The organism is Nitratireductor kimnyeongensis, assembly GCF_019891395.1.
GTDB lineage: Bacteria > Pseudomonadota > Alphaproteobacteria > Rhizobiales > Rhizobiaceae > Nitratireductor > Nitratireductor kimnyeongensis.
This window is the reverse complement of the sequence record NZ_CP078143.1, coordinates 2,632,321-2,646,055: the sequence shown is the minus strand read 5'-3', so window position 1 is coordinate 2,646,055 and position 13,735 is coordinate 2,632,321. Positions and strand designations below refer to the sequence as shown.

Here is a 13,735-nt window from a genome sequence, read left to right as displayed (position 1 = left end):
TCACCCGGCGGTTCCCCTGCCAGGCATCCCCGCTTATCCGGTCATTTCACCACCACTTTGGTGCCGACCGGGATGCGGTTATAGAGATCAACCACATCCTCATTGCGCATCCGGATGCAACCGGAAGACACCGCGCGGCCGATGGTCCAGGGTGCATTGGTGCCGTGGATGCGATAAAGTGTGGATCCAAGATAAAGAGCGCGCGCACCTAGAGGATTGGCCGGGCCACCCTCCATCTTTACCGGCAGGATGCGGCCTTTCGCTTTCTCGCGCTCGATCATTTCCTCAGGCGGATGCCAGGCTGGCCATTTCCGCTTGTTGGTGATCTTTTCCTCTCCGCTCCAGCCGAAACCTTCTTTACCGACGCCGACACCATAGCGCTTTGCCTTTCCTCCCTTCATGACGAGGTAGAGGAAGCGCTGGCCCGTATCGACGACAATCGTCCCGGGAGCCTGATCGGTGTCGTAGTCAACGACCTGCGGCAGCCATTTTGGATCGCTCATCCGCCAGGAACGTTCATTTAAGGGGAATGGCTCGCGCGCACGTGGTACGAACGACACCCTCTGCACAGGTTCTGCCTGTGGCGTGGGTCGGGGAGGCATTTGGTGTCGCGGTCGATAATCCCGACGGGCGCTGTTGCGTTCGCGTGCGTTGCGGGCGCGCTGGTATGCCTGGTATTCCGTAGACTGCGCGGTGCGATGTTGCGCCAACACCGGTTCGCGGCGCAACTGCATCACCCAAGGGGCTGATAGGTCAGGACTGACGAGAACCGGTGGCGGCTCCACATATCGATCCTGGGCCTGCGCCCCCCAGGAAAAAAGCAGCGCGGTGACAACGCCGGCCGCAAACAACATCGACTTCATGATAAACTTCTCTCTACCATTCGTCACAGATCAAACAGACCAAACGTTCTCGAGATCGAATCGAGATCGGTGGCGGCGAAGGGCAAACGCAACCTATGCGCCTGTCCGTGTCAGGATGCTGACTCGAAGCTGCAACCGAATGGTGAATCAGCATTGGTAAAATGCCATGTTTCATAAAAACCATTTGTCGTGGTTACCGACGCGTTCAAAAAGCTGGTGAACATATCGCTAAACTCGGCTGATTTCACATTAACCAAGAAAGTTTGGACTTATGAGCGAAGAAAAAACCGGACTGATCGTCGGCGCAGATGGCCAGACCCGCTGCTTCTGGCCCGGCACCCTTCCGGACTATCTCGAATATCATGACAATGAGTGGGGGCACCCGGTTTCCGATGACCACCGGCTTTTCGAGAAAATCTGCCTGGAAGGCTTTCAATCGGGACTTTCCTGGCTGACGATTCTGCGCAAGCGGGAGAATTTCCGCGAGGCTTTTGACGGTTTCGACTTCGAGCGCGTCTCGCGCTTTACCGAAACGGATGTTGACCGCCTCCTACAAAATGCGGGTATCGTTCGCCACGGTGGCAAGATCCGCTCCACGATCAACAATGCTCAACGCGCCATCGAATTGTGCGAGCAGGAGGGCTCCCTCGCCCGCTATTTCTGGCGTCACGAACCGCAACCAAATGAACGGCCCGATCCAGTCACGTACCAAGCGCTTGTGGCAAATCCCAAGACCGAAATGTCAACGCGCATATCCAAGGATCTGAAAAAACGAGGCTGGTCCTTTGTCGGTCCCACAACCATCTATGCCTTCATGCAGGCCATGGGTCTGGTCAACGATCACATCGAGGGCTGTTTCTGCCGCGCACCGCTGGAAGAAAAGCGCAAAGCCTTCAAACGCCCTGTCTGAGACAGAATGTCGGCTGGAATGTCATGATTCTGCCCGGAGCAGCTCGAACTTTTTTGCAATTCGTCCTGAACGAAAATCTTGACTCCGAAATCGGCGCTTACTATCTCAAAACCGCGTTAGCACTCTCCTCGAGGGAGTGCTAACGCCAAGTCCGGCATCCGCCGGACGGAGGAAAAGCCTAATTCATCATCCGAATCAAGGGTTCAGAGAACATGGCCAACACGAACTTTCGCCCGCTTCATGACCGTGTGGTCGTCCGCCGGGTCGAGTCTGAAGAAAAGACGGCAGGTGGCATCATCATTCCCGACACCGCCAAGGAGAAGCCGCAGGAAGGCGAAATCGTAGCTGTCGGTTCCGGCGCACGCGACGAGGCAGGCAAGCTCGTCCCGCTGGACGTCAAGGCTGGCGACCGCGTGCTTTTCGGCAAATGGTCGGGCACCGAAGTCAAGCTCAATGGTGAGGATCTCCTGATCATGAAGGAATCCGACATCATGGGCGTCATCGGCTGATCCACGCCCTCCCATCAAAACGGTAACAGAGTTTCTCAAGAAGCTCAGGAGCTAGAGAAATATGGCTGCAAAAGACGTAAAATTCTCCCGCGACGCGCGTGAGCGCATGCTGCGTGGCGTAAACATCCTCGCCGATGCGGTGAAGGTGACCCTCGGCCCGAAAGGCCGCAACGTCGTCATCGACAAGTCCTTCGGCGCACCGCGCATCACCAAGGACGGCGTGACCGTTGCCAAGGAAATCGAGCTTGAGGACAAGTTCGAGAACATGGGCGCACAGATGGTGCGCGAGGTCGCTTCCAAGACCAACGACATCGCTGGTGACGGCACCACCACCGCCACGGTTCTGGCCCAGGCCATCGTTCAGGAAGGCGCAAAAGCAGTTGCTGCCGGCATGAACCCGATGGACCTGAAGCGCGGCATCGACAAGGCTGTCGCCGACGTGGTCGAGTACCTTTCCTCCTCCACCAAGAAGATCAACACTTCTGCAGAGGTTGCCCAGGTCGGCACGATCTCCGCAAACGGTGAGACGGAAATCGGCGAGATGATCGCCGAGGCCATGCAGAAGGTCGGCAACGAGGGTGTCATCACCGTCGAGGAAGCCAAGACCGCCGAGACCGAGCTTGAAGTGGTCGAGGGCATGCAGTTCGACCGCGGCTACCTCTCCCCGTACTTCGTGACGAACCCGGAGAAGATGGTTGCCGAGCTCGAGGATGCATACATCCTGCTCCACGAGAAGAAGCTCTCCAACCTGCAGGCCATGCTGCCGGTTCTGGAATCGGTCGTTCAGTCCTCCAAGCCGCTCCTCATCATTGCCGAGGACGTGGAAGGCGAGGCTCTGGCCACGCTCGTCGTCAACAAGCTCCGCGGTGGTCTGAAGATCGCTGCCGTCAAGGCTCCGGGCTTCGGCGACCGCCGCAAGGCCATGCTCGAAGACATCGCGATCCTCACTGGCGGTCAGGTTATCTCCGAAGACCTCGGCATCAAGCTCGAGAACGTCACGCTCGACATGCTGGGCCGTGCGAAGAAGGTTGCGATCTCCAAGGAGAACACCACCATCGTCGACGGTGCAGGCCAGAAGTCCGAGATCGAAGGCCGCGTTGCCCAGATCAAGCAGCAGATCGAAGAGACCTCTTCCGATTACGATCGCGAGAAGCTGCAGGAGCGTCTTGCAAAGCTCGCCGGCGGCGTTGCCGTGATCCGCGTCGGTGGCTCCACCGAAGTGGAAGTGAAGGAGCGCAAGGACCGCGTCGACGACGCGCTCAATGCAACCCGCGCTGCTGTTGAAGAAGGCATCGTGCCTGGTGGCGGCACCGCTCTGCTGCGTGCTTCCGCACAGATCAAGGCAAAGGGTGACAATGCCGACCAGGACGCCGGCATCAACATCATTCGCCGCGCCGTTCAGGCTCCGGTTCGCCAGATCGCCACGAATGCTGGCGCCGAGGCTTCCATCGTTGCCGGCAAGATCCTCGAGAACGAGGGTGTCACCTTCGGCTACAACGCCCAGACCGGTGAATATGGCGACATGATCTCCATGGGTATCGTCGATCCGATGAAGGTTGTCCGCACCGCGCTGCAGGATGCCGCTTCGGTTGCCGGCCTGCTCGTCACCACCGAGGCAATGGTTGCGGAGCTTCCCAAGAAGGACGCTCCGGCTGCTGCTCCCGACATGGGTGGTATGGGCGGCATGGGTGGCATGGGCTTCTAAGCCAGCCACATATCGCTTGAATATGAAGGGCGCTCCTTTCGGGAGCGCCCTTTTTTCATGCGTCGATTTCGAGCCTGGTCATGGAACCGCGGCCAGAAGCAAAAAACAGGCAAACACCACGAGATGGATAGCGCCCTGCATGATTGTGGTACGACCGGTGGCCAGGGTAAGCATGCCGACGAAAAGCGACAGCACCAGAAGAACGATATGCTCCGGATCGAGCCCAAGCGTGACCGGCTCACCAAGGATGAGCGAGGCAATCGCGATGGTCGGAATCGAGAGACCGATACTGGCAAGTGCCGAACCGGTTGCGACATTCATGCTCGTTTGAAGGCGGTTCGAGGACGCCGCGCGCAGCGCTGTCATCCCCTCCGGCAGCAGCACTACGGCTGCGATGATCAGCCCGACGAAAGACTCCGCCAGCCCGAGAGCCAACACTCCCTCCTCAATGGCGGGAGCCAGTGCCTCGGCGAGAAGAATGACCATCAGCAGGGAGATGGCCAGCATCAGGCCGGCCCGTGCAGTTTCTCCGCCGCCGGGTTTCTGGGGGATGGCTGCGTCTGCCGCCGCAATGTCCATAAAGTCCCCCCGGTGACGCACAGTCTGGACAAAAAGGAACAACCCGTAGAGCAACAGCGAGACGACCGTCACGAAGATCAGTTGCACGGTGGAATAATACGGCCCCTCAACAGCAAGGGTAAAGTTAGGCAGAATCAATGTCAGCGTCGCGAGCGTTCCCAGCACACTGAAGGCGGCGACAGCCCCCTGGCTCTGGAACGACTGCTGGTGATGCCGAAGCCCCCCTGCGAGGAGGCAAAGACCGACAACGGCGTTCAGCACCAACATCACGGTGGAGAACACAGTGTCGCGCGCCACCGTCGGGTCTCCATCCGATGGTGACAGCATCATTGATATGATGAGCGAGGCTTCGATCACGGTGACGGCAATTGCGAGCAGCACCGAGCCGAAGGGCTGGCCAATGCGAACCGATATCACCTCGGCAAAATGCACCGATGAAAAAACGGACGCTACGAGGAAGAAACCGGCCAGCGCGGAAAAGGCCATGCCGGCTTCTTGTACCAGACCGAAACGCTCTGCTGCGATCAACACTGCCGCGGCAAAGGGGGGGCCTGAGATCCGCATCTCTCGTGCATTCGCCAAGCCGTTGAACACGCTTACCCCCTCAAAAGACCGTTGCCGTCAAATGGTGATCCGACACCAGATGGCGATCCATATCACTTGTGATAGTTCAATGCCGAAAACGAGTGCAACGAACAGTTTTTGATCCGCGCGCGCAGTCAACGCCCACGAGGCGCGGCCTATTGCCAAATGCCCTCGCCCACGCCATTAAACGGCAGCACTTTTCGGGTAGAAGAAGCAAGTCCACTCTAGCCGCACCCACTGCCCGACGCGCGAAATGACAATGGAGCACGATCGCATGTCCAAGACCCGCACCGAGACAGATACATTCGGCCCTCTGGAGGTTGCCGCCGACCGCTACTGGGGCGCACAGACGCAGCGGTCACTGGGCAACTTCAAGATCGGCACGGAGAAGATGCCCGTTCCCCTGGTGCGGGCGCTCGGCATCGTCAAGCAGGCTGCCGCAGAGGCAAACCTCGAAAACGGCAAGCTGGACCGCAAGGTTGGCGAGGCCATGATCGAGGCGGCCAAGGAAGTCGTTGCCGGAAAGCTCGACGACCATTTCCCGCTGTCCGTCTGGCAAACCGGTTCCGGAACCCAGTCCAACATGAACACCAATGAAGTGATCTCCAACCGGGCCATCGAGATCCTGGGCGGCGAAATGGGTTCCAAGAAGCCGGTCCACCCCAATGATCACGTCAATATGGGGCAATCCTCCAACGACACTTTCCCCACCGCCATGCACATCGCCGCCGGCCGCGAGGCGGCCGAAGAGCTCTTGCCGGCGCTGCAATATCTGACCGAGGCGCTGGAAGAGAAAGCCCAGGCGTTTGACGGTATCGTCAAGATCGGCCGCACCCACACGCAGGATGCCACCCCGCTTACGCTGGGACAGGAATTTTCCGGCTATGTGGCAGCACTCAAACTGGGCGCCAGGCGCATCGAGGAAAGCCTGAACGATGTCTATGCGCTGGCACAGGGCGGCACAGCAGTGGGCACGGGCCTGAATGCGCCGGTCGGTTTTGACAAGGCGTTCGCAGCGAAGGTCGCAACCATTACCGGCCTCCCCTTCCGTACCGCCGAAAACAAGTTCGAGGCGCTTGCGAGCCACGGCGCGCTGAACGCCTTCCATGGAATGCTGAACGCGCTTGCTGCCGATCTCTTCAAGATCGCCAACGACATTCGCTTCCTGGGCTCCGGGCCGCGTTCAGGCCTCGGAGAGCTGAAGCTGCCGGAAAACGAGCCGGGTTCTTCCATCATGCCCGGCAAGGTGAATCCGACGCAGGCTGAGGCGCTGACCATGGTTGCCACCCAGGTGATGGGCAACCAGACGACTGTCAGCATCGCCGCCAGCCAGGGCCATTTCGAGCTCAACGTGTTCAAGCCGGTTGTCGCCAATGCTGTCCTGCAGTCGATCCGCATTCTGACCGATGCGATGCGCTCCTTCGCCGACAATTGTGTGAAGGGCATCGAGGCGGACGAAACCCGCATCGCCGACCTCATGCAGCGCTCGCTCATGCTAGTCACGGCGCTCGCGCCAGCGATCGGTTATGACAATGCGGCAGCGATCGCAAAGGCTGCTCACAAGAACGGCACCACGCTGCGCGAGGAAGCGCTCAGAAGCGGTCTCGTCTCCGAAGAGGACTATGCCAAGCTTGTGCGCCCGGAAAAAATGATCGCCCCGGCCTGATCACCAAGCCTCATAAATCATAACGGTCTGAAGTCAGCCCGGCTTCAGACCGCCATTTCCAGCTTATTGTCTTCCATTTTGAGAACACATTGTAACCGGTGGGCTAGTTTTTCTGCACAATCCGCTGACGTATAACCCTGACGAAGTCGTTCAACTCTCACAGGAAACCCCAGCAATGTCCCAGAGTGCACTCGTTCTTATCGGCCGGATTCTGATTGCGGTCATCTTCATCGTCTCCGGTTTCGGAAAGATCACCAACATCGGTGGTACAGCAGGTTATTTCGGCAGCATGGGCTTGCCGATGCCGATGATCACCGCGTGGGTCGTCGCGCTGCTTGAACTGGTTGGAGGACTTGCCATCGTTGCCGGATTTCAGACGCGCATCGCGGCCATCCTTCTTGCGCTGTTCAGCGTCTTTTCCGGCGTTATCGCTCATTTTGATTTCGCAGATCAGATGCAGAGCATCATGTTCATGAAAAATCTCTCGATGGCCGGTGGCCTTCTGGTGCTTGCCGCTTTCGGTCCGGGTGCGCTTTCTGTGGATCGAGCCAAAGTCTGACCCCCCAGAACAGCCCTGCGAAAAGCCCGCTTTCGAGCGGGCTTTTTTCGTTTTCACTGCCCTTCACAGATCGGTGATATCATTGGGGGGCCGCCTCAAATGGCAGTGAGGTGGCGTATCTTTCGTTGCGCGGGCGGATATCAGCACGCATGTACACCCTATGGCCGCACAAAACAGCTTCTCCGGCGGCGGAGATACCGAAAGACGAAAATGTTAGAAACGACCGACAATAGTAGTCACGAGAGCACAACGCGTGCGCCTCTGAAGCGCTTTCTCCCACTGCTCATCATGCTTGCCGGCCTGGCCGGAGGTTATGCGCTCGGACTGCACGAGTATCTATCGCTTGAGTTTCTTTCCGGAAGCCGTGAAGTCTTGCGGGGCGTCGTCGCAGAAAACCCGTTTATTGCCCCGCTAGGCTTCGCCGTTCTGTACGCGATGGCCGTTGCCTTTTCATTCCCTGCTGCATCCATATTGACGCTGTTTGCGGGCTTTCTGTTCGGATGGTTTCTCGGCGGTGTGCTTGTGGCGGTCGCCGCCACTGTGGGCGCTTCCGCAGTTTTTCTGGCCGCGCGGGGCGCGCTGTCGGGTGTCTTGGCGAACAAGATCAGCGAACGCGTCTCTCGTATGGCCAAGGGCTTCGAAGAGGACGCTTTCAATTATCTTCTTGTGCTGCGGCTAGCCCCCATCTTTCCATTCTGGGTGGTGAATATCGCTCCAGCCCTGTTCAATGTACCATTGCGAATCTATGCATCCGCCACCTTTCTGGGCATTTTACCGGGGACCTTTGCCTATGCTTATCTGGGCCACGGGCTGGACAGCGTTCTGGTTTCCGCCGCTGAAGCCGGACGGGAGGTGACGCTGGGCGATCTGGTGACACCACAACTCACCCTCGCCTTTGGAGCTCTGGCACTGGTGGCGGTGGTGCCGGTCGCCATTAAGAAATTGCGCCGCAAGCCCGGCTCCTGATTTTTGAACAACCAAGAGATTGCCTGCATGACACTTCTCACTCCCGATATCTGCGTGATAGGAGCCGGCTCCGGCGGCTTGAGCGTCGCAGCCGCCGCTGCTGCCTTTGGTGTTCCCGTCGTCCTGGTCGAGCGCGGCAAGATGGGTGGCGATTGCCTCAATTACGGGTGTGTACCCTCCAAGGCCCTCATCGCCGCCGGTAAGCAGGCCCATTTGATGGAGAGTGGCGCTGCCTTCGGCATCGCCCCGGTCGAAGCGGAGGTCAATTACCGCAAGGTGATGAACCATGTTGAAGCGACCATCGCTGCGATAGCTCCCAACGATTCCGTTGAACGCTTCACCGCCCTTGGTGTTCAAGTCATCCAGGAAGAAGCGTGGTTCAAGGATCATCGCACGATCATCGCCGGCGATCACGAGATCCGCGCGCGTCGCTTCGTCATTGCGACAGGGTCTTCGCCGCTCGTGCCGCCCATTCCTGGTCTTGAGGATGTTCCGTTCCTAACCAATGAGACGATTTTCTCCTTGGCCCGCAAGCCCACACATCTCATCGTTGTCGGCGGCGGCCCCATCGGCATGGAACTGGCGCAGGCGCACCGTCGCCTCGGCTCTCAGGTGACCGTCGTGGAAGCGCTGACCGCGCTGGGCAAGGATGACCCCGAACTCACTGCGCTGGCCTTGCGAAACATCCGCTCCGAAGGCGTCAACGTGCTGGAGCACACGAAGGTAACCCAGGTGGAGAAGCGTGGCCGCTCTGCCGTGCGTATCTATGTCGAAGATGCAGACGGGACCCGCAGCATTGACGGTTCCCACCTTCTGATTGCCGCAGGCCGCTCTGCCAATACCGCGTCGCTGAAGCTCGAGCGAGCCGGAATCGAGCATGATCGGCGCGGCATCAAGGTTTCCAGCAAGCTGCGCACCAGCAACCGCCGTGTCTACGCGATTGGCGACGTGGCGGGTGGTCTCCAGTTTACTCATGTAGCCGGTTACCATGCCGGATTGGTCATCCGCGCCCTCCTCTTTCGCCTCCCTGCGCGGGAGAATCGGGCCATCATTCCCTGGGCCACCTACACAGATCCCGAAATCGCTCACGTGGGACTGACAGAGGAAGAGGCGCGCAAAAGCCACCGTAAGATTAGCAGTTTGCGCTGGCCTTACTCGGAAAACGATCGCGCTCAGGCCGAGCGCAAGACAGAGGGTCTGATCAAACTTGTCACCGATCGCAAAGGGCGCATTCTCGGTGCATCCATCGTGGGCGCCAATGCGGGCGAGATGATCAATTTCTGGTCGCTCGCGATCTCCAGGAAACTCGGCGTGCGGGATATTGCCGGATATGTAGCGCCCTACCCGACCATGACCGAGATTGGCAAACGGGCCGCGATCACGTATTTCACGGAGACGACACGCAAGCCTCTGGTCCGCGCGGTGGTGCGGTTTCTGCGCCGTTTCGGCTAATGCATGCTTTGGGCTGCGTGAGAACAACAGCCGGAAGCGGCCCCGGAAGACGCTGAGCGATGGCAGAGAAAATAGCGGGCGACATCAGCGAACATGCGCATGAGACGGGCTCCGTTCCGCTGACGCGCGGTCTTTCGACCAAGCTTCTGGTCCTGACCGTGCTTTTTGTGATGATCGCCGAAGTGCTGATCTTCATTCCCTCCGTGGCCAATTTCGGAATGCAATGGATGCAACAGCGCCTTGCGAATGCGGCCGCCGTCAGCATCATTCTCATGGAAGGCGAGGATGACACCCTTGCGCCCGATATTCGTGACGAACTCTTGATGGCAACCGGTGTGAAGGCCATTGCTGTACGCGATGCGGATGTCTCGCGGATTTTGGTCGTCACTGACATGCCCCCGGAGGTTGACCAGCACATCGATCTCGACGCAATTACGCCACCCGCAGCCATCGCCCAAACCTTCTCCACGCTGTTTTTCGGAGGCGATCGCGTTTTTCGCATTTTTGGAACGGTGGGCGATACAGGCAAGATTTTTGAAATTCTGATACCCGATACAGGCCTCAGAAACGCGATGCTGATCTATGCACGCAATGTCGCGTTTCTCTCGCTGATCATCTCACTCTTTACCGCGACACTGGTCTTTTACGCCATCAACAGGATCATGATCCGCCCGATCCGCGACATGACACAGTCCATGCTGGCTTTCGCCGCCACGCCTGATGATCCGCGCAGGGTCATTTCGCCCGAGGTGCGCGGCGATGAAATCGGCGTCGCCGAGCGTGAGCTCGCGCGCATGCAGACAGCTCTGCAGAAAACGCTGGGTGAGCAAAGGCGCCTGGCAGATCTCGGGCTCGCAGTCTCCAAGATCAATCATGACATGCGAAACATGTTGGCTTCAGCGCATCTTATCTCCGACCGGTTGAGCACGATTGACGATCCGGCCGTGAAAACCCTCACCCCTCGCCTGTTGCGCACACTCGACCGCGCCGTGACCTATTCAGAGGGTGTGCTCAATTACGGCCGTACACAGGAGGCGCCGCCCAGTCGCCGTCGGCTGCGCCTGCATGCGCTGGTCGAAGAGGTGCGTAACATCTTGCCTCTTGACGCCGAAAGCCGGATCGAATTCGCCAACGTGGTGGCTCCGGATTTCGAGATCAGCGCTGATTCTGAGCATCTATTTCGCGTGCTTTCCAACCTGTGCAGGAATGCCGTTCAGGCGATGGTCGGTGACAACGACCCATCCGTGGTCAAGCGCCTGACGATCTCCGCCGAGCGCTCGGATGGCGCAGCACGCATATATGTCGGCGACACGGGGCCGGGCTTGCCGCAGAAGGCACGTGAGAACCTTTTCGCTCCCTTTCGCGGTTCTGCCAAGAGCGGCGGAACAGGGCTTGGACTGGCTATCGCACAGGAACTCGTTCGCGCGCATGGCGGCGCGTTGGACCTGGTCGAAAGCATTGGGGGGCATACGCTTTTTGCCATCAGCATCCCCGAAGCGCCCCCACCGGCCTGAAGCATTGGCACCGTCGCAGGACGGCCTGTGCAGATATCGAGAAAATTCCGTCAATAGCGCTTGCAATTCCGCGCCGCACTCGCTAGGTAACCGCGGTCGGCGGCAGCGATGTCCGCTTCGACGGTCGCTCAAGCGACCACGCGCCCGTAGCTCAGCTGGATAGAGCACCAGACTACGAATCTGGGGGTCAGAGGTTCGAATCCTTTCGGGCGCGCCATCTCTTTTTTATCACCCAGTATGCTACCTAAGACCTTGAAGGGCATAGGAAGATTTGCCGTTCTAGAACCTTTTTCGCGTGAGTGTTCCAGGCGGCCATTAAACGCGACCTTTTTGCATCGCTTTCTTATCTTCCAAAGGCTGAGAATCCCAAACATTCAAGATGACGCTTGGTACAGCGGTATCAAGAATGCGTTCCGGGAACTGCTAAACCTGCTTATCAAAACTTGCGGGCTGCGCAGTCAGCGCCTTCGCATTTGAGTCGGCTTTATGAGCCCCCCAATCAGGTGGTCGTCCGCTATGTGTCGGAGAACGGAGGAAACACGTGGCCGGAAGATCGAGAACACAGACCTGTTCAAGGATGATGCGCTGACGGCACGACTTGCGGACGTGGATGTGATCATAGGCAATCCGCGATCGAATTTTGCAACAGCGAGGCGCGCGCGCCTTACCCGCAGGTTTCAGCGGTCATAGCCTGCCAAGCATGGGTTGACGATGCCGAGGCCTTCGTTCTCGATCCGCCCTTTGGCGGTACGTCCTTAAAGAAAGTTGATGATTCACTCGGTTGCCGGATGGCATGACGCCACGGTTTTCTGCTGCCTTTGGAGCGGGTCACCGAATACAAATGAATCGGGGTGTCGCGTCCGTCTTTCGAAAAGACGTGCGGCTGCCGTCGCTTGAAGCGCTCGCAAAGACCCCCCGCGCGCATCGATGCAATGGATGTTAGCGGCCTGCCACACCCATCACACGAGATGAATAGGCCCGTTCCAAGTCATAGCCTGTCCACAGGTCGGCTGCGTCTTCGTCGTTCAGTGTCGGTTTCATGCCGGCTGACAATTTATCAGTCAGGCGTTCGGCAATTTCTTGAGCCAGCTCAAGCGCCCGCGCCAGCAATGCCTCTGGGTCCGGGCAAAGCTCCTGCACGAGGCCGATCTGATGGGCGCGGTTCCCGTCGATAGTGTTGCCGGTGAAGGCCATCATCCGCGCCTCGCCGAACTGCAACACTTCGCGCACGATCCGGTATCCCCCGAAAGCGCCGACCTTGATTTCGGGCAGGCCAAGCTTTGCGTCCGGTGTTGCCAGCCGGATATCGCAAGCGCTTGCGAGCATCAGTCCGCTACCCATCGCCGCGCCGTGAAGCGCGGCAATGGCAGGTACTCGGCTTTCGCGCACGGCACGCATGGCGTCGCGCACGCGTTCGGTCCCCATCATGGTTTCTTCCGGAGTCAGACTGCCGAACTCGCGAAAGTCGTTCCCTCCGCAGAAATGACGCTGCGGGAGACCTGAAAGCACCAGAACCCGAGCGTTGGTTGCTTCCACTTCCTCAACAAGGGCAGGAAGTTGCGCCCACCGGGCGAACGACACCGCGTTGACGGGCGGATTGTTGAGCCGCACCAGCGCAACGCGATCCTTCATTTCAAGGTCGAACATGGACTATCCCCGATCCGCATACCGCGGACGGCGCTTTTCGAGAAACGCCAAAGCGCCCTCGCTGGCTTCAGCGGTCTGGCGCACGGCAGCGGTGAGTGTGCACTCAAACTCGTAGCCTTCCTTCAGCGACATCGTCTCGCAGCGGTTCAGTCCCTGCTTGGCCAGTCTGATTGCAGGGGGACTCTTTTCGGCGATTTCGCCCGCCAGTTCCATTGCGGTGGACATAAGGTCGTCATGCGGCACCACCCGGTCGACAATTTTGGCGTGGAGGGCTTCTTCCGCATCGATCCGGCGTCCGGTGTACATCATCATTCGTGTCATGCCCTGCCCGGCAAGACGCATGACATGGCGCGCGCCGCCCAGGACACCAACATCGATTTCAGGCAGGGCGAACACCGCACGCTCGGACGCGATCCGCACATCACACAGCGTAGCCAGAACAATTCCAGTTCCGACAGCGCCACCGTTAATGGCGCCGACGATTGGGACAGGGCAATCATACATGGCATTGAACGTCAGACGCACATGCGCGAGATACTCGGTTGCGCCCTCGAAATCGAGGTCGACGAAATCAGTCACATCATTCCCGCCGCAAAAGACCTTGCCTGCACCGGTAAAGACTGCCGCACGCACCCGATCGTCCTTGCCGAGCCGATGGAAGGTTCGACGCAGCTCATCGTAGAGCGCCAAATCAACCGCGTTCGCTTTCGGGCGATCAAGCGTAATCAACGCGACACTGCGGTCGACCTCCACCTTCACGAAATGGTTGTCATATTCCAT

The 13,735-nt window shown here is 58.8% G+C and carries 12 protein-coding genes and 1 tRNA gene; 9 read left to right on the top strand and 4 right to left on the bottom strand.

The genetic code is table 11. The annotated features are described in order from the left end of the window. Positions 1–41 precede the first annotated feature (41 nt). Positions 42–863 carry a L,D-transpeptidase gene (locus KW403_RS12635; protein WP_223019828.1) on the bottom strand — a complete coding sequence of 274 codons (822 nt, stop codon included), beginning with the start codon at positions 861–863 and terminating at the stop codon, positions 42–44. Between the two features lie 271 nt (positions 864–1,134). Between KW403_RS12635 and KW403_RS12630 the strand changes: the two genes are divergently transcribed. From KW403_RS12630 to groL, 3 genes are all read left to right on the top strand, one after another. Continuing rightward, positions 1,135–1,773 carry a DNA-3-methyladenine glycosylase I gene (locus KW403_RS12630; protein ID WP_223019827.1) on the top strand — a complete coding sequence of 213 codons (639 nt, stop codon included), beginning with the start codon at positions 1,135–1,137 and terminating at the stop codon, positions 1,771–1,773. 212 nt (positions 1,774–1,985) lie between these two features. Further along, positions 1,986–2,282: a co-chaperone GroES gene (gene groES, locus KW403_RS12625; RefSeq protein WP_007009707.1), complete on the top strand. Its 297-nt coding sequence runs from the start codon at positions 1,986–1,988 to the stop codon at positions 2,280–2,282. Between the two features lie 61 nt (positions 2,283–2,343). After that, complete coding sequence (gene groL / locus KW403_RS12620; RefSeq protein ID WP_223019826.1) at positions 2,344–3,987, top strand: chaperonin GroEL; 1,644 nt, start codon at positions 2,344–2,346, stop codon at positions 3,985–3,987. A gap of 78 nt (positions 3,988–4,065) precedes the next feature. Here groL and KW403_RS12615 read toward each other — a convergent pair whose 3' ends face one another. Then, positions 4,066–5,130, bottom strand: a complete 1,065-nt coding sequence (locus KW403_RS12615) for a calcium:cation antiporter (protein ID WP_223022550.1) — start codon at positions 5,128–5,130, stop codon at positions 4,066–4,068. A gap of 295 nt (positions 5,131–5,425) precedes the next feature. Here KW403_RS12615 and fumC point away from each other — a divergent pair, with 295 nt between their 5' ends. The 6 genes from fumC (at position 5,426) to KW403_RS12585 (ending at position 11,525) form a co-directional block, all read left to right on the top strand. Next, on the top strand, positions 5,426–6,817 hold the full coding sequence (fumC, locus tag KW403_RS12610) for a class II fumarate hydratase (RefSeq protein WP_223019825.1): 1,392 nt from the start codon (positions 5,426–5,428) through the stop codon (positions 6,815–6,817). A gap of 175 nt (positions 6,818–6,992) precedes the next feature. Next, positions 6,993–7,376: a DoxX family protein gene (locus tag KW403_RS12605; protein WP_223019824.1), complete on the top strand. Its 384-nt coding sequence runs from the start codon at positions 6,993–6,995 to the stop codon at positions 7,374–7,376. 210 nt (positions 7,377–7,586) lie between these two features. Continuing rightward, on the top strand, positions 7,587–8,342 hold the full coding sequence (locus KW403_RS12600) for a TVP38/TMEM64 family protein (RefSeq protein ID WP_223019823.1): 756 nt from the start codon (positions 7,587–7,589) through the stop codon (positions 8,340–8,342). A gap of 27 nt (positions 8,343–8,369) precedes the next feature. Beyond that, positions 8,370–9,794, top strand: coding sequence for a dihydrolipoyl dehydrogenase family protein (locus tag KW403_RS12595; protein ID WP_223019822.1), 1,425 nt, complete (start codon positions 8,370–8,372; stop codon positions 9,792–9,794). 59 nt (positions 9,795–9,853) lie between these two features. Then, complete coding sequence (locus KW403_RS12590) at positions 9,854–11,308, top strand: sensor histidine kinase (RefSeq protein WP_223019821.1); 1,455 nt, start codon at positions 9,854–9,856, stop codon at positions 11,306–11,308. Positions 11,309–11,448: 140 nt separating this feature from the next. Continuing rightward, positions 11,449–11,525, top strand: a tRNA-Arg gene (locus KW403_RS12585). 722 nt (positions 11,526–12,247) lie between these two features. On the opposite strand, the gene KW403_RS12580 is transcribed toward KW403_RS12585, so the two are convergent. Both KW403_RS12580 and KW403_RS12575 read right to left on the bottom strand, forming a co-directional pair. Further along, the gene (locus KW403_RS12580; protein WP_223019820.1) at positions 12,248–12,955 is read right to left on the bottom strand and encodes an enoyl-CoA hydratase/isomerase family protein; all 708 of its coding nucleotides are present in this window, start codon (positions 12,953–12,955) and stop codon (positions 12,248–12,250) included. Between the two features lie 3 nt (positions 12,956–12,958). After that, positions 12,959–13,735, bottom strand: a complete 777-nt coding sequence (locus KW403_RS12575; protein ID WP_223019819.1) for an enoyl-CoA hydratase-related protein — start codon at positions 13,733–13,735, stop codon at positions 12,959–12,961.

Excerpts from the sequence above, each read along its gene's own strand:
- KW403_RS12635 (WP_223019828.1), bottom strand. The coding sequence starts at position 863 with ATGAAGTCGATGTTGTTTGCGGCCGGCGTTGTCACCGCGCTGCTTTTT.
- KW403_RS12630 (WP_223019827.1), top strand. The coding sequence starts at position 1,135 with ATGAGCGAAGAAAAAACCGGACTGATCGTCGGCGCAGATGGCCAGACC.
- groES (WP_007009707.1), top strand. The coding sequence starts at position 1,986 with ATGGCCAACACGAACTTTCGCCCGCTTCATGACCGTGTGGTCGTCCGC.
- groL (WP_223019826.1), top strand. The coding sequence starts at position 2,344 with ATGGCTGCAAAAGACGTAAAATTCTCCCGCGACGCGCGTGAGCGCATG.
- KW403_RS12615 (WP_223022550.1), bottom strand. The coding sequence starts at position 5,130 with ATGCGGATCTCAGGCCCCCCCTTTGCCGCGGCAGTGTTGATCGCAGCA.
- fumC (WP_223019825.1), top strand. The coding sequence starts at position 5,426 with ATGTCCAAGACCCGCACCGAGACAGATACATTCGGCCCTCTGGAGGTT.
- KW403_RS12605 (WP_223019824.1), top strand. The coding sequence starts at position 6,993 with ATGTCCCAGAGTGCACTCGTTCTTATCGGCCGGATTCTGATTGCGGTC.
- KW403_RS12600 (WP_223019823.1), top strand. The coding sequence starts at position 7,587 with ATGTTAGAAACGACCGACAATAGTAGTCACGAGAGCACAACGCGTGCG.
- KW403_RS12595 (WP_223019822.1), top strand. The coding sequence starts at position 8,370 with ATGACACTTCTCACTCCCGATATCTGCGTGATAGGAGCCGGCTCCGGC.
- KW403_RS12590 (WP_223019821.1), top strand. The coding sequence starts at position 9,854 with ATGGCAGAGAAAATAGCGGGCGACATCAGCGAACATGCGCATGAGACG.
- KW403_RS12580 (WP_223019820.1), bottom strand. The coding sequence starts at position 12,955 with ATGTTCGACCTTGAAATGAAGGATCGCGTTGCGCTGGTGCGGCTCAAC.
- KW403_RS12575 (WP_223019819.1), bottom strand. The coding sequence starts at position 13,735 with ATGGAATATGACAACCATTTCGTGAAGGTGGAGGTCGACCGCAGTGTC.